At 44.8% G+C, this 20,636-nt stretch carries 20 protein-coding genes; 14 read left to right on the forward strand and 6 right to left on the reverse strand.

What is annotated here, in order from left to right; genetic code table 11:
• Positions 1-3: 3 nt before the first annotated feature.
• The 3 genes from LFX17_RS17140 to LFX17_RS17150 all read right to left on the reverse strand — a co-directional run bounded on the left by LFX17_RS17140 (position 4) and on the right by LFX17_RS17150 (position 4,369).
• Positions 4-933 carry an ABC transporter ATP-binding protein gene (locus tag LFX17_RS17140; protein WP_238731313.1) on the reverse strand — a complete coding sequence of 310 codons (930 nt, stop codon included), beginning with the start codon at positions 931-933 and terminating at the stop codon, positions 4-6.
• A gap of 259 nt (positions 934-1,192) precedes the next feature.
• Positions 1,193-3,097, reverse strand: coding sequence for an AMP-dependent synthetase/ligase (locus LFX17_RS17145; protein WP_238747460.1), 1,905 nt, complete (start codon positions 3,095-3,097; stop codon positions 1,193-1,195).
• Between the two features lie 42 nt (positions 3,098-3,139).
• Positions 3,140-4,369 carry an AraC family transcriptional regulator gene (locus LFX17_RS17150; RefSeq protein WP_238731315.1) on the reverse strand — a complete coding sequence of 410 codons (1,230 nt, stop codon included), beginning with the start codon at positions 4,367-4,369 and terminating at the stop codon, positions 3,140-3,142.
• A 101-nt stretch (positions 4,370-4,470) separates the two neighbouring features.
• Between LFX17_RS17150 and LFX17_RS17155 the strand changes: the two genes are divergently transcribed.
• The 9 genes from LFX17_RS17155 to LFX17_RS17195 all read left to right on the forward strand — a co-directional run bounded on the left by LFX17_RS17155 (position 4,471) and on the right by LFX17_RS17195 (position 13,508).
• The gene (locus LFX17_RS17155; protein WP_238731316.1) at positions 4,471-5,628 is read left to right on the forward strand and encodes an ACP S-malonyltransferase; all 1,158 of its coding nucleotides are present in this window, start codon (positions 4,471-4,473) and stop codon (positions 5,626-5,628) included.
• A gap of 158 nt (positions 5,629-5,786) precedes the next feature.
• A complete protein-coding gene (locus LFX17_RS17160; protein WP_238747834.1) occupies positions 5,787-7,190 on the forward strand; it encodes a DUF2779 domain-containing protein in 1,404 nt (467 codons plus the stop codon).
• Between the two features lie 16 nt (positions 7,191-7,206).
• Positions 7,207-7,830 carry a hypothetical protein gene (locus LFX17_RS17165; RefSeq protein WP_238747462.1) on the forward strand — a complete coding sequence of 208 codons (624 nt, stop codon included), beginning with the start codon at positions 7,207-7,209 and terminating at the stop codon, positions 7,828-7,830.
• Between the two features lie 85 nt (positions 7,831-7,915).
• A complete protein-coding gene (locus LFX17_RS17170; protein ID WP_238731317.1) occupies positions 7,916-9,127 on the forward strand; it encodes an argininosuccinate synthase in 1,212 nt (403 codons plus the stop codon).
• Positions 9,124-9,606: a pantetheine-phosphate adenylyltransferase gene (gene coaD / locus LFX17_RS17175; protein ID WP_238731318.1), complete on the forward strand. Its 483-nt coding sequence runs from the start codon at positions 9,124-9,126 to the stop codon at positions 9,604-9,606. Before LFX17_RS17170 ends, coaD begins: the two co-directional genes overlap by 4 nt.
• A 9-nt stretch (positions 9,607-9,615) precedes the next feature.
• On the forward strand, positions 9,616-10,029 hold the full coding sequence (locus LFX17_RS17180) for a nucleoside-diphosphate kinase (RefSeq protein ID WP_238731319.1): 414 nt from the start codon (positions 9,616-9,618) through the stop codon (positions 10,027-10,029).
• A gap of 214 nt (positions 10,030-10,243) precedes the next feature.
• Entirely contained in the window at positions 10,244-10,426 is a 183-nt protein-coding gene (locus LFX17_RS17185; protein WP_003005890.1) for a hypothetical protein, read from the forward strand.
• A gap of 620 nt (positions 10,427-11,046) precedes the next feature.
• On the forward strand, positions 11,047-12,513 hold the full coding sequence (locus LFX17_RS17190; protein WP_238747464.1) for an NADP-dependent isocitrate dehydrogenase: 1,467 nt from the start codon (positions 11,047-11,049) through the stop codon (positions 12,511-12,513).
• Positions 12,510-13,508: an NAD-dependent epimerase/dehydratase family protein gene (locus LFX17_RS17195; protein ID WP_238747466.1), complete on the forward strand. Its 999-nt coding sequence runs from the start codon at positions 12,510-12,512 to the stop codon at positions 13,506-13,508. Before LFX17_RS17190 ends, LFX17_RS17195 begins: the two co-directional genes overlap by 4 nt.
• Here the strand turns inward: LFX17_RS17195 and LFX17_RS17200 are convergent.
• The 3 genes from LFX17_RS17200 to LFX17_RS17210 all read right to left on the reverse strand — a co-directional run bounded on the left by LFX17_RS17200 (position 13,490) and on the right by LFX17_RS17210 (position 15,961).
• The gene (locus tag LFX17_RS17200; RefSeq protein WP_118955159.1) at positions 13,490-13,879 is read right to left on the reverse strand and encodes a response regulator; all 390 of its coding nucleotides are present in this window, start codon (positions 13,877-13,879) and stop codon (positions 13,490-13,492) included. The two genes, LFX17_RS17195 and LFX17_RS17200, sit on opposite strands and share 19 nt — an antisense overlap.
• Before the next feature lies 1 nt (position 13,880).
• Positions 13,881-15,419 (reverse strand): PAS domain-containing sensor histidine kinase, encoded by a 1,539-nt coding sequence (locus tag LFX17_RS17205; RefSeq protein ID WP_238731322.1) that lies wholly within the window; start codon positions 15,417-15,419, stop codon positions 13,881-13,883.
• Positions 15,420-15,727: 308 nt separating this feature from the next.
• On the reverse strand, positions 15,728-15,961 hold the full coding sequence (locus tag LFX17_RS17210; protein ID WP_238731323.1) for a ferredoxin: 234 nt from the start codon (positions 15,959-15,961) through the stop codon (positions 15,728-15,730).
• A gap of 87 nt (positions 15,962-16,048) precedes the next feature.
• On the opposite strand from LFX17_RS17210, the gene LFX17_RS17215 reads away from it, so the two are divergent.
• The 5 genes from LFX17_RS17215 (at position 16,049) to LFX17_RS17235 (ending at position 20,542) form a co-directional block, all read left to right on the forward strand.
• Positions 16,049-16,618 carry a hypothetical protein gene (locus tag LFX17_RS17215; protein ID WP_238747468.1) on the forward strand — a complete coding sequence of 190 codons (570 nt, stop codon included), beginning with the start codon at positions 16,049-16,051 and terminating at the stop codon, positions 16,616-16,618.
• A complete protein-coding gene (locus LFX17_RS17220; protein ID WP_238747470.1) occupies positions 16,615-18,165 on the forward strand; it encodes an FAD-dependent oxidoreductase in 1,551 nt (516 codons plus the stop codon). The genes LFX17_RS17215 and LFX17_RS17220 overlap by 4 nt, the downstream gene beginning before the upstream one ends.
• A gap of 98 nt (positions 18,166-18,263) precedes the next feature.
• On the forward strand, positions 18,264-18,989 hold the full coding sequence (locus tag LFX17_RS17225) for a hypothetical protein (RefSeq protein WP_238747472.1): 726 nt from the start codon (positions 18,264-18,266) through the stop codon (positions 18,987-18,989).
• Positions 18,990-19,076: 87 nt separating this feature from the next.
• Positions 19,077-19,316 (forward strand): DUF2905 domain-containing protein, encoded by a 240-nt coding sequence (locus LFX17_RS17230; RefSeq protein ID WP_238731327.1) that lies wholly within the window; start codon positions 19,077-19,079, stop codon positions 19,314-19,316.
• Complete coding sequence (locus LFX17_RS17235) at positions 19,313-20,542, forward strand: pyridoxal phosphate-dependent aminotransferase (RefSeq protein WP_238747474.1); 1,230 nt, start codon at positions 19,313-19,315, stop codon at positions 20,540-20,542. The genes LFX17_RS17230 and LFX17_RS17235 overlap by 4 nt, the downstream gene beginning before the upstream one ends.
• Positions 20,543-20,636: the final 94 nt, after the last annotated feature.

The following is a 20,636-nucleotide window of genomic DNA, read 5'->3' on the forward strand; positions in this document are numbered from 1 at the left end:
TTCTTAAACCTGATTCATAAAGATCTGTTCTAAGGTGACTTCCTGTTTGCGGATGTATTCCAAACGCGGAACGGAAGAAGCGGAAGCGAAAAGTTTTTCCTTAAATTCGCGCTCGAGAGAAGTGGAAACGAGAAACGTGTTTCCTCTCGAATCTTCTCCGATCGATTGAAGTTTTTCCGCGTTCACGCCGGGTAAAGAGGAAAGATATTTTTTTCCCGAATCCGCGTCGGCGCCGGAAAGAGTGACTTCCAACCCGGAAAGTTTTTCCATCTCATCTTCGAGTTGTTTTCGATCGCGTTGATATACCATTCTTCCCTTATGCAAAAATAAAAAGCGCGTACAGGTTTTATAAACCTCGGGAAGAATATGACTCGAAAGAAGAATCGTATGTCCTTCTCTCAAAGAGTGAATGAGATTTCTGATTTCCACGATCTGCTTAGGATCGAGTCCCGAAACGGGTTCGTCGAGAATGATGATTCTCGGATTTCCCAAAAGCGCCTGCGCGATCCCGACCCGCTTTCTGAATCCCAACGAAAGAGTTTCGATGTTGCTTCCGCGGACGTCGGTTAGAAACGTTCTTTCGCAAACTCTTGCGACTTCGGAATCGATCGTTTCGGAAGACACTTGTTTGATCCTCGCCGCGAACTTGAGATAATCTTCGACGGAAAGTTCCGGATACAACGGAGGAGTTTCGGGAAGATAACCGATCTTCTTTTTTACTTCGAGAGGATTTTCGAACGTGTTCGTTCCGTCTATCTCGCAGATCCCGTCGGACGCGATCAAGTAGCCGGTAAGAATTCGGATCGTCGTGGTTTTTCCGGCTCCGTTCAAACCGAGAAGTCCGACGATTTCCCCTTCTCCCAACTCAAAATTCAGACGGTCTATAGCGAGTTTCTTGCCATAGAATTTGGATAGGTTTTTGACTTTGATCATCTTTGTTTAAACTGCTATCGGGAGCATTCGTAGTTTTCATACGCAGGAAGTCCGATACTATGGAATTTTGGATTCAGGAAAAATAGAAAAATTTTCCCGGATAGGGTCAACCCCTTTTCTCGACCGCGCGGTTATCCTGGATTCTCAAAAACGGAACAATCTGCGTAGGTTTGTTTCGACCGGACCTAACGTAGAATTGTTCCAAGGGTGGATGTTAAATGAGTGACGGGCCGACGGAACGGCCTTTGTTTATCTGCCTTTACTTTCCACTTTCGTAAATCTGCTCGATCTGTTTGGAATATTTTTCCGCGATCATAAATCGTTTGAGAGAAAGTTTTGCGGTCAATTCCTCCCCTTTTTCCCAGGGACGGTCGAGCAGGCTAAAGCCGCCGATCCGTTCGAAGGATTTAAAACCGTTTTGGTCGCTTATCATTTTGGAAATTTCGGAACGAATCAGGGCTTTGACTTCCGCGTTCGACGAGATCGTTTTCAGATCCGATCCGTATTCCTTTAGGTTTTCCAAACTCGGAACGACGAGTAATCCCGGAAATTTTTTATCCTGACCGACGACCATGCAGGATTCGATCAAAGGAGATTCCTGGAGTTTCGCTTCGATCGGAACCGGTTCCAAGTTTTCACCGTTGGAAAGCACGATCGTCTCCTTGATTCTTCCCACGATCTTTAAGTAAGAATTGGCCGTGAGCAGCGCAAGATCCCCTGTTTTAAACCAACCGTCTTGAAGAACCTTTTCCGTTGCCTCGGAATTTTTATAATACCCTTTCATCACTTGCGGTCCTTTTACGATCAATTCCCCCTTTTTACCGAACGGATCGGAACCCGGATAAATATTCTTGCCGGTTGTAATATCCACGATCCGAATTTGAGTTTCCGGAAAAATCTTTCCGACGGTTCCAACAATCAGTTCGTCCGGGGTTCTCATGGAAAGAATCGGACTGGTTTCGGTAAGTCCGTATCCTTCGAGTACGGGAATTCCGATCGCGTTGAAGAGTTCGTCCACGTGAAGAGGAAGGGCCCCACCGCCGGAAACGCTGGCCTTGAGATTTCCGCCCGTCGCCATTCTCACTTTTTTCAAAACGACGATGTCGAGAAGTTTTGCGGGAATCGCGATCCAAGCTAAAATGATAAGCGAAATCAATTTTTTGAATATGGATACGCCAAAGAATTCAGGATTCAACTTCAGTTGTCTGTTTTTTAGGACGGCCAAATTTCTGTATCGAATCCGATTCGTTTTCAACGCGGCCGCAAAAAGAATTTTGGAAATTCCCTTCATCCCTTGAAGTTTCGTTTGAATTCCCTGAAAGATGCTTTCCCAAAGTCTTGGAGCCGATGCCATAAAACTCGGTTTAACGATTTGCAAATCCTCTTTGAGGGAACGGATGTTCGTATAATAGGTTTTGCATCCGAAAGTAATCGAAACGATTTCGAAAATTCTTTCGAAGATATGCCAAACGGGTAGAATGGAAAGAATCTTATCCTCTTTCTCCAAGCCGAGCGGTATGTTCCGGATTTGCGAAAGAATGTTCGCGTGCGTCAGCATTACCCCTTTCGGATTCCCGGTCGTTCCCGATGTATAAATCAGAGTCAAAAGATCGTCCGGTTCTATTCGATCGATGCGTGCGGAGATTTTTTCCTTGGAAAGACTTCTTCCTTCCTCCAAAACCTTTCGAAAAGAAAGAACCTTTCCTTCCTTGAAAAGTTCCGGAGTTCCGTCCATCAGAATCACCGTTTCCAAACGAGGAAGCTTGTCGCGAATTACATTCAGTTTTTTGAATACGTTCGCATTTTCTATAAATACGATTCTACAATCGGAATGGGAAAGAATATATTCCATATCCTGAATCGTCGCATCGCTTCCGCGGGGAACGTCCGCGGCCCCTGAAAACAAAACGGCGAGATCCGTCTGAATCCATTCCAGACGGTTGTCCGCGATGATCGCGACATTCTCCTGCGGTTTTAAACCGCAGTTTTCGATCAGATAGGAACCGAGAGAAAGCGCGTCGTCATAAAGTTCCCCGTAAGTTGGGCCGTCGAAAATTCCTTTCGTATTTTTAGTCAGGAAGGATTTTTCGTTTTGATACTTCTGAACGGAATCTCGAAATACCTGCGCGAGATTTTTATACTTCTTAAAGTTTGCATGGTTCATGCAAAAGAAAATACATCGAAACGGCCCTAGGGTCGACGGGATTCATGATTCCATACCCTTTTTTCGAAGATATTCCGTGGGAGTCGTTCCGGTTTCCCTGCGAAAGGATTCGTTAAACGAACTCTTGCTGTTAAACCCGCAACGCATCGCGACGTGAATGATCTTCGCTGCCGGATCTTTTTCCAAAATCCGAATCGCCTCCCGAACCCGATGATAGTTCAAAAACCGATTGAAGTTCATTCCGTAAGAATCGTTGACGACCTGCGAAAGTTGATCCGGCCGAAGAGAAAGCTGATTTCCGAGCGACTTGAGGGAAAGCTCGTCGTTCAGATAAATTTTTTCCTCTTCAAAAAGAACTTTGATCTTTTCCAAAGCGGAATTCTTCAGATCGGAATTGATCCTGCTTTGTTTCCTTCTAATTTCGCGAATCCCTCTGCGGAGAATTTCCAAAAAGTCCGGATAACGCGACAGAAGGATAAAGATCAAAAAAACGCCCGTCGAAAAGCCAAAGGCGCCTAACGTTTTTAAAAAGGAGAATTCTCCCTGGATGAATCCGCCGAACGTGATAAGCTTTGAAACCCCGAACCAGCCTAAGATCAGATAAAAAACGGACAACGATCGTTCCTGACCCGCGTTAAAAAGAATTCTCGCGTTAAACAAAAATCGAAACGAGAACGCGATATAAACGCCCGGAACGAGATAACTCATATTTAAGAAAAATAGAATATAGTTTTTGAAGAGCGGGGAAACGACCGATTCATTTTTACGGAAAATTTCGAGTTTTTCCTGAGTCGATAAAAGTCCGACCGGGAGAAATAACGCGGTCAGGAGCGACACGAGCAAAACGTGAAACCACTGAATGCGATCCCATAAGAACCGGTCCCAAAACCGGAACGGGTTCTTGCGCATTGATCTTTCCGACAAAGTAAACAGGGGGGTTGGGTCCCGCTGTAAGTATTCCATTTTGAAGATGGATTGAATGAAGAGATAAAAAAGCGGACCCGTTGCGATCGCAAAGGGAATGTGCCAGAAAATCAACGCCGGAAACTCGAATAACTTACCCGAAGTAAACAGATAAAGTTGTACGAGCCAAATCGAAATCGACAGAAACAAAAACGCTCCGATCTTAAACGTGGGGGACTTCTTACGATTCAGTCCCAGCATGATTCCGATCAACGCGGAACAAAACGCGCTCGCATATCCGTACAATTCAATCCACATCGGGCTACCGATTCGCAAAACTAGACTTACGTTTAATTCTGCCAATATCATTTTTTTTATGTCAATTCGAAGACTACGACCTGCAAAAAAGAATTGCGGAACCGACTATGAAACGCGATCCATCCTTAAACACCTAAGGAAAACAAAAGTTCATGGCAATCGCAAATTTTCTGAACCAAGTCAAGACATCCGGAGGAAAACTTTTCCTTCAATTCGGAGGACAAGGATCTCCTTTCTTGAAAGAACTCTCCAAACTTTATGAATCCGAACCTTCTCTTAAAGAATTCTTCGATATTTCTTTCAAAGCCATCGCGGAGGAAGTTCCTAAGCTCGACAAAAAGATCCTCTACGGCGGTTACGATTTCGAAAGCTGGGTAAAAAGCCCGGATACGGCGCCGGATGAAAATTATCTCTGCAGCGCACCCGTTTCCATCGTGGGAATTTTCCTCACTCAAATCGCAAACTACATCGCGTTCACAAACAAAGGCTTTCCCGTTCCCGAACTGATCGCAAACTCCATCGGAGTTACCGGACATAGCCAAGGCGTCATCTCCTCCGCGTTAATCGCTCTTGGAAAAGAAGGCGCCGATTTTAACGCGGCCTATGTGAAATTCTTAAAGTTCGTATTGTATATCGGATACAGAGCGCAGGAGCTCGTCGGACCTTACAATCCTTCCGAAGCGTTGCTCAAAGCGAACGAAGAAGTCGGCGACAAACAACCCGCTCCGATGGTTGCCGTGATCGGTTACACTCAAAAAGAACTCGAAGACAGAGTGAAACAAACCAACGACGCTCTCGGTTTGAGCGGAAACAAAGCGATCTACGTAAGTCTTTTCAACACTCCCGATTCCAACATCGTATCCGGAAGTCCCGAATCGCTTCTAGAACTCCGTAAGAAGTTCAAAGCGGAAATGGACGAGAAAAAAGTGAAGTTCGTATATCTGAGAACCACTGCTCCTTTCCATTCTCCCCACATGGAAGAGACGAATAAAACCGTTCCTCTCGATATGGAAAGAATCGGCTTCGATTTCAAAGGTTCCGATCTGAAGGTTCCGGTTTATTCCATTTTCGACGGAAGAAACATGCAGTCCGATGCGGGAATCGGCCTTCCGCTCTTCCGAGAAATGTTGATCAAAACACTTTATTGGGACAAGGCTGTAAAGGCTTTTGCAAGCACGTCTAACGTTACAGGTATCGACTTTGGGCCGAGCGTTGTGAGTCAAAAACTGACTCAAGCGAACATGGGAACTTCCGAAAACAAAATTTACGCGGTTTCCAGCCCTAAGGATATCAAGGTTCTTTTGGCCTGAAAAACCGAAGAACATCGATTCTGAAAAAGATCCCATTTCGGAAACTCATTCCGAAATGGGTCTCCGTCCTCTTATCTCTTAAACGCCCCGAAAAGGAAATTCCGAAACTCACGAAGGCCGATTTTACCACCGGACTTTTTTGCGAGTATCATCTCTGGCTGAACACGTATCAGCGACGCGCTGATTTCGATCCTTTCGAACACCAATACATTTCGCCGAAACAAAAATCGCTTTTGCGCGATCTTTCCCATTCCTTTTATCCTAAGTCGAAAAACGTCCGTTATTCGGAAGCGGAAACCAGAAGAACCTTAAAATCGGGGATTGGAGTCCGATCCGCGTGTTTGGAAACGGAAAAATTTTCCATGAAAGCGGAATACATTCTTCCTAACGAGGAAATCCCCGGTTCTTTTGAAATCGCCGTCCTCAAGGCTTCGAGCTCGTTCAAAAAACAACATATTACGGAAATCGCATATCAAAAATTCGTAGCGGAAGAATCGGGTTTCCCGATTTCCAAATGCACTTTGATCTTCGTAAATTCCAAATTTCTTTATCAGGGAGAAATTCGGATCGATTCTTTCTTCGTGCGTAAGGACGTTACAGCCGAAGTCGCGCTCAAAGCAAAAGAAACGAAAGAAACGGCCTATACTTTGCACGAACTTCTTTCCAATAAGAATCTGCCGTCCCGTTCGATGAGCAATCTTTGTTCCCACCCGAGAAACTGTTCGTATCCTGAGGTTTGTCTCGCACCGAAAGTTCCCGGAGATATTTTTACGCTTCGGGAAGGAAAAGAAGAATCCGGTAAACTTTACGATCAGGGAATTCTCCATTTAAAAGACATTCAAGAAACGGAACATTTGACCTCCCGTCAAAAAACGCAGATTCAAACGATGCAAAGCGGAATTCCGTATTTGAATCAAAAAGTTTTTTCCGAGTTTTTCGGAAAGATCCGTTACCCGATTTATTTTCTGGATTTCGAAACGATCAATCCTCCGATTCCAGTGTATCAAAACTCGTATCCGTTCCAGCACGTTCCGTTTTTATTCTCCCTTCACGTAATCAAAGACGATCTTTCAAAGGAACCGGAAAGTTATCATTACATCGAGGACGGAATCGTCGATCCTCGAAAAGGAATATTAGAAAAACTGAAAGAATGGATTTCACCGGGAGGAACGATCGTCTGCTTTAACGATAAGTTCGAAAAGAGATGTTTGGAAGAATCCGCCGCAGCTTTTCCGGAATACAAACCCTGGGTGAAATCCATCCTGGACGACTTCACGGATCTCGCAAAACCGTTCTGGGAATACGACTATTACCATCCCGATCAAAGGGGTAGCACTTCCTTGAAGACCATTCTTCCCGTGATCACAGGCCAGTCTTATAAGAATCTCGGGATTCAATCGGGGCAGACGGCAAATTCGGAATTCCTCCGCGTCAAAACCGAACCGATGCCCGCTTCCGAAAAATCGGAGATCGAAAGAAATCTTATCGAATACTGCAAACTCGACACGTATGCGATGGTTTTGATTCTTCGTAAGATCAAAGAATGGATCGAAACTCCGTAGGAGCGAAAAAAAGAACTTGGAAATTCTTACCCTCGACTGTTCCGCCTCCCAAAACGAATTCAGTTCTTCAAATATTCAAGAAATAGAATTTACCGTTCGTTTGACGAACATAAGCGGACTGAATCTGGAAATCTATCCGAAGATCGCACCGTTTATCGGCGTCGGCGGATGGGGAGGGCCGAGTTTCGGATTGAATTTCTTAGAAACGTCCTTTCAAGAATTGAGGAGCTATTACGGGCCTCCCGGACAACCTCCGAATCGAAATTTTTATGAAACGAATTCTACACTTCTTTTGCCGGGTGAATCTCATTTTAAAACCTGGAAGACTTGCTGGATTCCGCGCGATGCGATTCCGTCAAACTCCGTCTCCAAGGAAAACTTGGATCCGGAAGGAATGGACGCGGTCGATGAAAACCGATTCCAACAATCGTCCTTTCTCGTTTTAGGAAAAGGGAAAGATGAAATTCTGAAAGAAATGAATTTGCGAGCGGACTTTCTCCGTCCAAATCTACTCATTGTTTTTCCCGGTCCGGGAAACTACGAATTTCACGTTTCCTATCACCAATCCGAATGGACGGACTTCCGACCAAAACGGTTCCTGCATTGCCGATCCGAAACGGCAATCGTAACCGTGAAATAAAAATCATTCGGTCGCCGAGCGCAGATCGGAAAAGACGGAAAATCCGGTTGTCCACAGACCCCGATGGATTTTCAGTGTTCTCAGAATGGCGCAAAGCAAACCTGTTAAGAAAATCGTCCTCGCGTATTCCGGTGGATTGGATACGTCCGTAATTCTCACCTGGCTGAAAGAAACATACGGTTGCGAAGTGATCGCTTTTACCGCAGACGTAGGCCAAAAAGAAGAACTTTCCGGTCTGGAAGAAAAAGGAATCAAAACCGGAGCTTCCAAAGTTTATATCCAAGATCTCCGTTTGGAATTTGCGCGCGACTTTATCTTCCCCGCGATTCAAGGAAACGCACTTTATGAAATGCGTTATCTTCTCGGGACGTCCTTAGCAAGACCTCTGATCGCAAAAGCGATGGTGGAAGTCGCCGAAAAAGAAGGCGCGGACGCCTTCGCACACGGAGCGACCGGAAAAGGAAACGATCAGGTTCGTTTCGAACTCGGAGTTAAGTCTCTCGCTCCCGAAAAAACGATCATCGCTCCCTGGAGAATCTGGAATTTCGGCGGTCGATCCGATCTGATCGAATACGCGAAGTCGAAGGGCATTCCTGTTCCGGTCACCGCGGAAAAACCGTATTCCATGGACCGCAATCTTATGCACATCTCTTATGAAGGCGGAATATTAGAAGATCCTTATAGAGAGCCGAACGAGAACATGTTTCTCCTAACGACTTCTCCCGAAAAAGCGCCGGACGCTCCCGAATATCTGGAACTCGATTTTCAGGAAGGAAACTGCGTCGCGGTCAACGGGCAAAAGATGAATCCTCTCGAAGTGATGGATACGCTCAACACGCTCGCGGGCAAACACGGAGTGGGAAGAGTGGACATCGTGGAAAATCGCCTCGTCGGAATCAAGTCGAGGGGAGTTTACGAAACTCCGGGCGGAACCGTGTTATTTGTAGCACACAGAGATTTGGAATCGATTACGATCGATCGGGACACGCAGCATCATAAGGATAAATTGTCCATCGAGTTCGCGGAACTGATCTACAACGGTCATTGGTTCTCCTCTAGAATGAAGGCGGTCCGCGCGTTCATCGCCGAAACCCAGAGATACGTAACCGGAACCGTAAAAGTAAAACTCTACAAAGGAACCTGTTCCGTTGTGGGAAGAAAATCCTCCGTTTCCCTTTACAACCCGGAAATGGCGACCTTTGAAAAAGAGGAATTGTACAATCAGAAAGACGCGGAAGGATTCATCAACATCTACGGATTACCCGCTCAAGAAACGGCTAGGCTACGCAAAAAATGAAACACTTAGCGATTTATCCGGGTTCCTTTGATCCGTTGACAAACGGACATTTGGATATTCTTCAGAGATCCTTGGGACTTTTCGACAAAGTGATCATTGCGATCGCCGTAAATTCGAATAAGTCCACGCTGTTCTCCGTCGAGGAAAGGCTCGGATTTATCCGCGAAGTCACCAAAGGCATCAAGGATCTTGAAATAGATACGTTTCAAGGTCTCACGGTCGATTACTGCACCAAAGTAGGGGCAAAGAGCATCATCCGCGGATTGAGAGCGGTAACCGACTTCGACTACGAATATGCAATTTCTTTAATGAACAAAAAATTAGCCCCGGATGTGGAAACCGTGTTTCTCATGTCCTCAAGCGAATATTCCTTCATTTCTTCCACGATCGTAAAGGAAGTGGCGAGACACGGAAGGGACGTGAGTAACCAAGTTCCCGAGATCGTCAGCAAAGCATTACTTAAAAAACTCTCTCAATAAGGAAAAAAAATGTCCAGAACGTTCATCATGATCAAACCCGACGGAGTAAAAAACAAACACGTCGGAAACATTCTCGCGAGAATCGAAAAAGAAGGATTCAAGATCCTCGGTTTAAAATACCTGAAACTTTCTCTCGAAGACGCGAAACAATTCTATAAAGTGCATGCGGCCCGTCCGTTTTACAACGACCTTTGCAACTATATGTCTTCCGGACCGATCGTAGCGGCGGCTCTTGAAAGAGACAACGCGGTTCTTCATTGGAGAGAAGTGATCGGAGCGACCGATCCGAAAGAAGCGGCTGCGGGAACGATTCGCGCTCTTTATGCGGAAAGCAAAGAAGCGAACGCGGTCCACGGTTCCGATTCGGACGATAACGCGGCTTTGGAAATTTCTTTCTTCTTCAAAGGGAACGAATTGTTCTAAACTTTGAACCTTCCCGGAGCCTCGCGAGCGATTCAGTCTGACGTCCGTTAGGCTCCGATTTCCTTTCTAATTTCAGGATTTTCGATTCATTTTTTCGACTTCGGATTAAAACGAATCAAAAATAAGCGATTTTTTGGTTGTACTTTTTGGAAAGAAATTATTAATTCTTACCGAAATCTGTTATTAAAAGGTTCTTTAAACCGACAATTCTAATATGAACGCAAGCACTCGGGAACAGCTCCAAAAACACAGCGAAATCATGAAACAGTACAGAGCCAACGATCCGTTCGGCGATCCGAACCATGGAACTCCGGATTGGATGGACGACGTAATGGAGTTGATCTACTCCAGAGAAGAATTCTTAGTGGATTCGGAATCGGATTTCGAAATCGAGTGATCGTTCGATATTTTGACTTGCAAACGCTCTCTGATTTTTGTCCTTTAAATTTCCAACCTTAGAATTCGATGTTTCCTTTTTCGTTTTTTTGAACGAATTCTCGTTTTAAGAAAGCGGCTACTATCCTTTTTTAAAAGTTTATCCCGAAATCGAAGACTGTGGGAACTCCTGCGTTTTTCAATCAGCAGAAAGGTTTTCGAAAATCTAAAGAGCTGATTATAAGCCTATTGTAGAAACTACTAAGATTTATTTCCCGGTTTCAGGACAAGCTCTCAGCGCAAAATCTGCTTTGAAGGAGTTCCCACACCTTCCTAAGAAAAGTTTCCCGGTTTGTCGAAATGATTGCGCAGTGATTTTGATGGAGTTCCTACATTTTATCGGGACATTCTTAAGACATGCGACGATCGGTGGTAGTTCCTACATTTCTAAAATGAGAGACACGACTTGAAGGAGTTCCCACACTTCAACCGAAGCTGCAAATCAATGTCCCGACAAACTATCCAACTTCGATTTCACTTGTCAAAACCTCGGCGTTTTCTGCAGGTTCCATTCTTCCCGTTACGGAAGGGAATTGACCGTTGATTCCATTCTCGATCTATTTGAAGTATTAGGAGACGAGAATGTCCGAAAAAACCAAAATCGCAATCGCACACGGAGACGGAATCGGTCCTGAAATCATGGACGCCACTCTCAAAATTCTCAACGCGGCCGGAGCCAAAATCGATCCGATCGAAATCGAGATCGGTGAAAAAGTATATAAGGAAGGACATTCTTCCGGAATCAAACCGCCAGCTTGGGACGTTCTCAGACAAACGAAAGTATTCTTAAAAGCGCCGATCACCACTCCTCAAGGAGGCGGTTACAAAAGTTTAAACGTGACAGTTCGAACCACATTGGGTTTGTTCGCCAACGTTAGACCCTGCTTCTCCCTATATCCGTACGTCGAAACGAAACATCCCTCTCTCGACATCGTAATCATACGTGAAAACGAAGAAGATCTTTATACGGGAATCGAACACAGACAAACGAACGATACGGTTCAATGTCTTAAACTCATTTCGCGTCCAGGTTCCGAAAAAATCATCCGTTACGCGTTCGAATACGCACGCGCCTACGGCCGCAAAAAAGTGACCGCGATGGTAAAAGACAATATCATGAAACAGACGGACGGTTTGTTCCACGATATCTTTAAAGAAGTCGCGAAAGAATATCCGGAACTCGAAGCGAATTCTCAGATCATCGACATCGGCGCGGCCAATCTTGCGGACAGACCGCAGAACTTCGACGTGGTAGTAACGTTAAACCTCTACGGAGATATCATCTCCGACATTGTAGCGCAAATCGCCGGCTCCGTCGGAATGGCCGGATCCTCCAATATCGGAGAGATCGTTTCGATGTTCGAAGCGATCCACGGTTCCGCGCCCGACATCGCAGGAAAAAATCTCGCAAATCCGTCCGGGCTTTTGAATGCGGCAGTGATGATGCTCGTCCATATCGGACAACCGGACATCGCAGCCAAAATCAACAACGCATGGCTTTTGACGATCGAAGAGGGAATTCATACGGGCGATATTTTCAAACCCGGAGTCAGCCGAATCAAAGTCGGAACCAAAGAATTCGCGGAAGCGGTAATCGGAAATCTCGGATATCTTCCCGAAAAATTCAAACCGGTTTCCTTCGGAAAAGCGAAGAAAATTACGATTCCTGAATATAAGAGAACGATTCAAAAGAAGGATCTCGTCGGAGTCGATATCTTCCTGGATTGGATCGGAAACGATCCGGAGGAACTCGGCAAAAAACTCAAGGCTCAATCCGACGATCTGACGTTGAAAATCATCACCAATCGCGGAGTGAAGGTTTATCCGGACGGTCAGCCGGAAACGTTTTTGATCGATCACTGGAGATGCAGATTCGTAAGCAAGGAAGCGTTGATCAAACAGGAAGATCCTTCCTATCATCCGATCTCTCACAAACAAGTCGCCGAACTTCTTTTGAAACTCGACGCGGCGGGTTTCGATACCGTAAAAACCGAAAACCTCTATTACTTCGACGGTAAACGAGCCTTCTCCTTAGGCCAAGGAGAATGAAAAACCTCCGGGGAAAAACCGTCTGTATCACAGGGATCGGCGGTTTTATCGGGAAACGTCTCGCCGAAATCGCGCACGAAAGAGGAATCCTAGTCAGAGGCATCGAACTCGATCCGGTCCGCGCGGACGAACTCCGTAAACAAGGTTTCACGGTAATCGTAGGAAGCACTTCCGATTCGAATGCGCTTGCCGCAGCGGTAAAAGGATCGGACTATGTTCTTCATACCGCGGCCATCGTACGCGAAGGCGGTTCTCTGGAAGAATTCAGAAAAGTGAATGTATATTCTTCCGTCGAACTTGCAAAAATCGCGAGAAAGGCCGGTGCCAAGGGAATGGTCCATTATTCTTCCGTAATGGTTTACGGATTCACCTACCCGCCCTTTGTAACCGAACAAGGTCCGTTTCGAGGAGAAGGAAATCCGTATTGTATCACCAAGATCGAAGGAGAATCCGCTTTACTGAAACTCAACGATCCTCCCAAGTTCGGGATTCTTTTTATTCGCCCCGGAGACGTTTACGGCCCCGGTTCCGGTCCTTGGGTCGTACGTCCGATCCAACTGATGAAGAAAAAACTCTTCTCTCTTCCGAACGGAGGCAAAGGAAGAATCAATCTGACTTACGTTGACAATCTTGTGGAAGGAACTCTTCTCGCCTTGGAAAAACAAGCTTGGGGAGAAGCCTTCAACATCACCGATGGAACTACGATGACCTGGCGCGAATACTTTGATCGACTTGCTGAATCCGCCGGTCTCTCCAAACCCTTGTCCGCGCCCGCTTGGTTTTTGAAAGGTTTGATCCTGTTGATGGGTGCCGCTTGCAAGTTAATCGGCAAAGAACCGCCCGCAACCAAAGAAGGAGTGAATTTTATTTTAAGAGAGAATCCGGTCTCGATCGAAAAAGCAAAATCCTTGTTAGGGTATCGACCTAAGATTGAAACAGAAACTGCATTGAAAAAAACGTCGGATTGGGTGAGGCTTTACGCCAAATCGCTGTAGAGTTTTTGAATATGATCCTGAGTGAGGGGTTTGGAAAGATAACCTTTTACTTCCGGAAAAGAATTCGCCTTTACGATATCCCTTTCATCCACGGAGGAACTGACCATAAAGATCGTGATTTTTTTCGCGAGGTCGCCTTGAATTTTTTTGAATTCGTCTAAAAACTGCCAACCGTCCATAAACGGCATGTTGATATCCAACAGAATCGCGTCGGGCAGTTCTTCCCGATCGGAACTCAACGTTTGAAGTTCTTGAAGGGCGACTTCCCCGTCTTGAAAATCACGCAGCTTGGAGGCTCTGCCGTCTTTTTCCAGGAATCGCTTTGCAATCATGATATAGATGGAATCATCATCGATCAACCAGAAGTTCATATTACCGTTGTTCAAAATCATTATACTTATTGAAATTGATGATGAAAGTAGTACCTTTACCCGGAGAACTTTCAACCGTTATTTCGCCCCCGAGGGACTCAATTTGATTCTTAGTCATAAATAACCCGATGCCTTGACCCTCTTTTTCGCGATGAAAGGTTTTATTCATCTTAAAGATTTGATGACCATACTTTTTAAGATCGATTCCCAATCCGTTATCTCTAGCGACTAAAAAGACTTTTTTCTCCTCCACAAATGAGACGAACGAAATTTCCGATTTTCGACTCGGATCCGAATATTTCAAAGAATTACTCAGTAAATTCAAGAGAATACTTTCCAAATACACTCGCGGATAAAGAATTTCGGGAGCGGTCGAAAAATCTGCGCTGATCGTGGCGTCCATTTCTTTGATCTGTGCGGATAAAAGACTCTGCACCTTACCGAAAGCGTCTTTGAACGCAACCAGTTGTTTATCGATGTTCCGATTTTTCCGGATTTTGATCACTTCTACGATATCGTTCAATGTCACCATCAGATCTTTGGCGCTTGTTTCCAAGGATTCAAGAAGCTCGTCCTTGTCCGTTCCGTCTTTTTCGCGGAGCATTGTGGATAACGTGAATATGTTTCCGATCGGAGCCCTGAGATTGTGCGACACGATTTGATTGAATTCCTCCAACTGAGAATTTCTCTCCGTTAGGTGATTGCTCAAAGCCTGTAGCGTTTCGTTTTTTTCAATCAATGCCGAAAGCATGTTTTTACGATCCGTGATATCTTGAATCTGAGAGATAAAAAACATCGGTTTTTTTTGAACATCCCGTACGAGCGAAACGATCAATAAAACCCAGATCGTACTTCCATTCTTATGAAAGTAACGCTTTTCCATTCGATAAGTATCCCGTTTTCCGTCCAACGTTTCCTGAAGCAGACTTAGATCGGCCATAAGATCATCGGGATGTGTGATGTCTTGAAACGTGAGTTTTAAAATCTCTTCGCGAGAATAACCGATGATCTCCAAAAGACTCGGATTTACTTCGAGCCATTTTCCTTCCAGGGAAACGAGAGCCATGCCGACGCCCGAATAATAAAACGCATTGAAGAATTTTTCCTCAGAAAGACGGATGTCGTCGAGAGCCTGTTTTTTTTCCGTCTCATCCGGAATCGTATTCAATCCTTGATATTCTCTGGAAGTCGTAAGAAGAGCGGTCACTTCTCCTTGATCGTCGTAAATCGGTTTTGCAATCGTCTGCAGCCAAACGTATTTTCCGTCTTTTTTCAGGAATTGATATTCGACCATTCCGATCGAATCGCCTTGACGCACCGGTTCATGAGAATTCTTTAAGATTCTCTCCCGATCTAAAGGATTAAAATAATCGTACGGATTTTTTCCGATGAGTTCCGCGGGTTGATAACCTAACATCGATGTTACGGAAGGACTTACGTATCGATAGACCCCGTCTGGTTCGTGGATACAAATCAACTCGGGACTTTTCTCGACGATAAATTTATACATATCGGCCGATTGAATATCAAAGTCGTTCAATGTAACTACCGTAGGTTTTCCTTAAAATAAGTTCCATTTCATAAAAGACAATCCATAACGAATCGGGAAGGGAGAATTTTACCTTTTTTATCGGCAATGGAACGCTCGATTTCAAAGGAAGAAATCGTTATGCGAAGTTTATTGCGGAATAACGGAACGCCGGCCTGCCATTGGTAAGCAGTTCTTTCGAAAGAATTAAACCTTAGAATGAAGGGAAAGGGCTATTTGCGGAAATCTGGAATAAGGATCGAGGAAAAAGAAAGAAAGCGGATGTACTTGTCGGACATAAATCCGACAAGTTTTTGATTTTATTCCCCGTCGTTTCCTAGCGCTTCCACGGGACAGATTTCCATCGCCTTCTTTGCAGCGATTTCTTCTTCCGGATTCGCGGGTTGTCTGTGAAAATAAACCTTGGATTCGTCGTCGGTATATTTGAGAAGCATCGGCGCTTCTTCCAAACAGTCGTTACAAGGAACGCAGCTATTATCGATATAATATTTACCGGGTGCGTTCTGTTTGACTTTATCGTTTTTATCGGCCATGCTTAACAAAGTTTATCGAACGATTGTTTCGTCAACCCCCTTTTCAGAATTGACACCCGTTTCATCACGAGGATACTCACCGAAGTTATGAGTGCATGGACGGAAAAAATATCGAGACGTAAGCTATTCGGTTTCGGGTTGGGCGGATTGTTGAGCATCGGAATCGGAAGTATCTTTCTGAGCCGTTCCAAAAACGACTCCCTTCCTAAGACGTTATTCTTCTCTTCATCGGAAGCCGAATTCATTCTCGCTTACGCACAAACTCTATTACCCGCGGAACCAGGGTTTCCCGATTTGGAAAAGACCGAAGTGATCCGCAGACTCGACGAAGAATTCTTTTTCGTCGATCCGACGATCTCCGACGACTTCAAGTCCCTCATTCTAATTTTGGAATATCTTCCGCTGTTCAGCGGATACTGGAGCCGTTTTTCAAGAATGAATGAAGAAGACAGAAAGGACTTTCTTCGTTCGCAGGAAACGACCGATTCGGATATTGTTCGAGCTGCATTAGTAAATCTTAAACTTCCGATCTTCTTGGTATATTACGGACACGAATCCTCCTTCAAAGCGATTTCGTATGACGGACCGTTCGGTAATCCTCCCGAAAAATTAAGCGAATCCAGAATCTATTATAAAAAAATCCTGGGGGAATTATGAGCGGCCGAGTTTACGAATGGAAAAACCTCGGAGATTCGAGAACCGTAAAGGCGGACGTTGTCATCGTCGGAACGGGGTGCGGAGGAGCTACGCTCGCATACGAACTTTCCAAAAACGGAAAGAAGGTCGTCCTCATCGAAGAAGGCGGTTACTATCACACCGGCACATTCGATAATCATGAACTCAATATGGCCGGAAAAGTTTCCGCCGAAAGAAACATGGCAACGGATGCGACTGGAACCATCAACCTCGTCTATGGAAAAAACGTAGGCGGCGCCTCCATTCATTATTGGGCCGATAGTTATAGAACGCCCGATGATCGACTCAATCTTTGGAAAGAACAATACGGAGTTCACGCTCATTCTCCGGAGGATCTGAATCCGTATTGGAAAGAATTGGATGAAACCTTAAACGTTCACCCCGCCAAAGAAGAATATCATAATAAGATGAATCAGCTTGTGAGAAAGGCCTGCAAGTCCCTCGGTTGGGAAGGGAATCCGGTTCCTCAAGCAAGAAAGAACTGTCAAAAGTCCGGGCATTGTATGCAAGGATGTATGTACGGAGCGAAACAAAGTCAATTGGTGACGCATATTCCGAAAGCGATGGCTTTGGGAGCGGATGTCTATGCGGATTGTAAAGCGACACGATTGGAACTCAAAGGGAACACGGTGGAATATCTGGAAGCGGTGATGATCGATCGCCCATCAGGAAAAGAATCGGGAATCACTTTAAAATTCGAGGCGCCGATCTTCGCGATCGCCGCCGGAGGATTCGGAAGTTCCACATTCTTACTTAGAAACGGATGGAAGAAAAAACTTCCCGCACTCGGTGAACATCTTGCGATTAACCCTTCTCCCTTTGTTCATGCGTTTTATGACGAACCCATCGTTCAATGGAGAAACATTCCTTCCGCGTTCGGAGTGGAAGAATTTCGTTTAGCCCGGTTTCGAAAAGACGGGAGTTATATCGAAGGCGGATTTTTGATTATGGCAAATCAGCTTCAACCCGGAAGCCTTGCCGCTTTGATTCCCGGATTCGGAACGGAACACAGAGAAATTATGAAACGACTTCCGCAACTGGGAGGAACGATCGGTTGGATCGACGACGTTCCTTCGGAACTTGGAAACATATCCGTAAGTTCTTCCGGAAAACGTACGGTCACGTATAACTTCGGAAAACTTACGAAAGAATTCCTTAAGGATTGCATTCGAAAACAAGTTCAGTTGAATTTTCGAGCGGGAGCGAAGTGGATTCTATTACCGGATCTTAAACGAACAAAACTTCTTTCCGAAAAAGAAATCGATAAAGTAGATCAACTCGAATTAAGTCCCGCTTCCATGATGATGGCCGCTCCTCATCCGGCCGGCGGATGCAGAATGGGTCAGGATCCGTCGCGTTCCGTCGTAGACTGGAAACATAAGGTTCACGGATTGAAGAATCTTTACGTTTCCGACTCAAGCGTGTTTCCGACGGGAGTTTCGGTGGACCCAAGTTACACGATAATGGCTTTCAGCAAACAAGCTGCGAAATTCATTCTCGAAAATTAAACGCGATCGATTTTAAGAAAGAAAGCGGCTTAGTAAAATAATTTCTTGCATTCGAATACGGAAGGCTTAAGATCTTGCTCCGTTATCCGAAAAGAGTTATGAAATTTTTACGCCGCTTTCAACGGACAAAAGTCGCAGTTTTGTTTTTTACCATTTTACTGACTTGGTTCGGAACTCCGAGCCTCTTTGCCAAAGAAGACCTACAACCGATCCTCGCAAAAATCAGGGAGAATTCGAGAAAGTCGATCTCTTCGTTTAAAGGAATCGATTACAAAAGAAATCTTACGATCACCGAGACCGATCCTTCGACCGGAAAAGAAATCTCCGTTTCCAAAGTTTTAACGAGAAAAGTGGAATATTACTACGACCGACCCGTAGTGGTCGTATTAAACTACGTCAAGAACGGAGTGACCTTACCGCCGAAAGATTACGAACCGGAAAAATCCTCTCCGACCTATCCGATCTTTGACGATCAATCCGACGAACATTATCTTTTCAGCATAAGCGGACCCGTTTCTTTTCAAAATCGTCAGAGTTACGTCGTGGAGATCAGTCCGCTTCAACTTTCCACTCGGCATTTTAAGGGAAGAATTTATTACGAAAAGAATTCCCTGCATCCGTTTTACGTGGAAGGAACCACTTCGAAACTGAAATTCGGAGTCAAGGAAATGTATTTTAAGATCTTTATGGAGATGTCCAAAGAAAAAGTCGCAATCGTCCGCTCCGGGGAAGTGTTCGTAAAAACGTATATTCCGTTTCTGCTTCCCGAAAAAGACATTCGAATTCAAATCGAAACGATCGACGCGGTCCCGATTCGTAAATAGAAATCACATCATAAAAGATGCATGCGTTTTGTAACGAACGAATGCTCCTTGACTTCCCGAACTTTAAAATTAGAATCGATAACGTATATGGAAAGTTTCGCGAAACCGTTCCTCGTTTTAGGCGCTTTGTTCTTATTTCTGGGTTTACTATTTCTGTACGGAAGTAAGATTTCTATTTTTGAGTTTTTGGGAAAATTACCGGGAGATATCCGAATCGAACGGGAAAATTTTAAGTTCTACTTTCCTTTCACTACGTCCATCTTGATCAGTGTTCTGATTTCCTTGATCCTATTTCTGATTCAAAAGTTCAAAAGCGGTTCCCCATGAAAGAGCCGCTCTCTTTCAGTTCGCGGTTTTCATTTCAGGAAGGAGAAAACGAATTTGCGGAAGTTCTTTCCCATTATCAGAAAAATCGAATTTCCTATTTCGATCTAACCGCGTCGAATCCTACGCAAGCCGGTTTCCAATATCCTACCGAAGCGATTCGACATAGCTTTTATACGGCGGATTTGATCGCCTATCACCCTGATCCGAAGGGAAATCTCGAAACGAGAAAAAAAATCGTCGACTACTACCGGTCGAAAGGGCTGGAAATCGATCCGGAAGATCTATTTCTAACCTCCTCCTCTTCCGAGGCATATTCTTATTTGTTTAAGTTGTTCTGTGATCCCGGAGATTCGATTCTGATTCCCGCTCCCGGATATCCCCTCTTCGAATTTCTTTCCGTGATGGAAGGTCTTGAAACGATTTCCTATTTTACGAAAAAGGAAAACGCCTGGAAACTTAAGGAAGCCGATCTAAAAGCGAAAGACCTGGCAAAGGCGAAACTTTTACTCGTAGTCAGTCCGAACAATCCCACGGGAGCAATTTTCGGAGAATCCGATTTTGCTTCGATGAAAAACACATTCAAAAATTATAATTTACCGATCGTAATAGACGAAGTTTTTTCGGATTACGTTTACGGCCAAGAATCTCATAAAACGATTTTAGATTCGGAAATTCCCGCGATCAGCGTAAACGGTTTATCCAAAATTCTCGGTTTGCCCGGAATGAAACTTTCCTGGATTCTACTGAGCGGTCCCCCGATTTGGAAACAAAAAGCGAAAGAATATTTGGAATTGATATCGGATACGTATTTGTCCGTAAATACCCCGGTTCAAAACGTCCTTTCCGATTTGCTTCAATGGAAGAATTTGATTCAATCGCAGATCCTAAAACGAATTCAAAGAAATCTCGCGTTTTTAAAACAAACCTTGAGCGATCCTGAACGTTCTTCCAAGATTCGATGCGATTTTCCGAGTTCAGGTTGGTATTGCGTTTTAGAAAGCGAAACATTCTTCCCCGAAGAAAAAGTCTCACTTCGTTTATTAAAAGAAGGAAAAGTTTATGTTCATCCGGGAGAAATGTTCGGTTTTCCGGAAGAAAAGAATAGCGGAAGAATCGTCCTCAGTCTTTTGACCGAAACGGAAACGTTCGAATCCGGAATTCAAAAGATCGTTTCGTTTTGTTCCGCCGGATTCTTCTTGTACGATCCCCGCGCTAAGGATGTGTAGGGTGCAAAGCAGTTGTCTCGCGAGAGACAACCGAAGGCGTTAGCCGAAGCCCGAAACAAGCCTGGTCTGCGCGTCGATCGTAGCACTTTTGTTA

Origin of the sequence: Leptospira sanjuanensis, assembly GCF_022267375.1 — a bacterium.
GTDB lineage: Bacteria > Spirochaetota > Leptospiria > Leptospirales > Leptospiraceae > Leptospira > Leptospira sanjuanensis.

Bases quoted from the DNA above. Each gene is read 5' to 3' on its own strand.
- LFX17_RS17185 (WP_003005890.1), top strand. From the start codon at position 10,244: ATGAACGCAAGCACTCGGGAACAGCTCCAAAAACACAGCGAAATCATG.
- LFX17_RS17220 (WP_238747470.1), top strand. From the start codon at position 16,615: ATGAGCGGCCGAGTTTACGAATGGAAAAACCTCGGAGATTCGAGAACC.
- LFX17_RS17145 (WP_238747460.1), bottom strand. From the start codon at position 3,097: ATGAACCATGCAAACTTTAAGAAGTATAAAAATCTCGCGCAGGTATTT.
- LFX17_RS17155 (WP_238731316.1), top strand. From the start codon at position 4,471: ATGGCAATCGCAAATTTTCTGAACCAAGTCAAGACATCCGGAGGAAAA.
- LFX17_RS17180 (WP_238731319.1), top strand. From the start codon at position 9,616: ATGTCCAGAACGTTCATCATGATCAAACCCGACGGAGTAAAAAACAAA.
- LFX17_RS17140 (WP_238731313.1), bottom strand. From the start codon at position 933: ATGATCAAAGTCAAAAACCTATCCAAATTCTATGGCAAGAAACTCGCT.
- LFX17_RS17170 (WP_238731317.1), top strand. From the start codon at position 7,916: ATGGCGCAAAGCAAACCTGTTAAGAAAATCGTCCTCGCGTATTCCGGT.
- LFX17_RS17200 (WP_118955159.1), bottom strand. From the start codon at position 13,879: ATGAACTTCTGGTTGATCGATGATGATTCCATCTATATCATGATTGCA.
- LFX17_RS17195 (WP_238747466.1), top strand. From the start codon at position 12,510: ATGAAAAACCTCCGGGGAAAAACCGTCTGTATCACAGGGATCGGCGGT.
- LFX17_RS17190 (WP_238747464.1), top strand. From the start codon at position 11,047: ATGTCCGAAAAAACCAAAATCGCAATCGCACACGGAGACGGAATCGGT.
- LFX17_RS17230 (WP_238731327.1), top strand. From the start codon at position 19,077: ATGGAAAGTTTCGCGAAACCGTTCCTCGTTTTAGGCGCTTTGTTCTTA.
- coaD (WP_238731318.1), top strand. From the start codon at position 9,124: ATGAAACACTTAGCGATTTATCCGGGTTCCTTTGATCCGTTGACAAAC.
- LFX17_RS17235 (WP_238747474.1), top strand. From the start codon at position 19,313: ATGAAAGAGCCGCTCTCTTTCAGTTCGCGGTTTTCATTTCAGGAAGGA.
- LFX17_RS17210 (WP_238731323.1), bottom strand. From the start codon at position 15,961: ATGGCCGATAAAAACGATAAAGTCAAACAGAACGCACCCGGTAAATAT.
- LFX17_RS17225 (WP_238747472.1), top strand. From the start codon at position 18,264: ATGAAATTTTTACGCCGCTTTCAACGGACAAAAGTCGCAGTTTTGTTT.
- LFX17_RS17150 (WP_238731315.1), bottom strand. From the start codon at position 4,369: ATGATATTGGCAGAATTAAACGTAAGTCTAGTTTTGCGAATCGGTAGC.
- LFX17_RS17215 (WP_238747468.1), top strand. From the start codon at position 16,049: ATGAGTGCATGGACGGAAAAAATATCGAGACGTAAGCTATTCGGTTTC.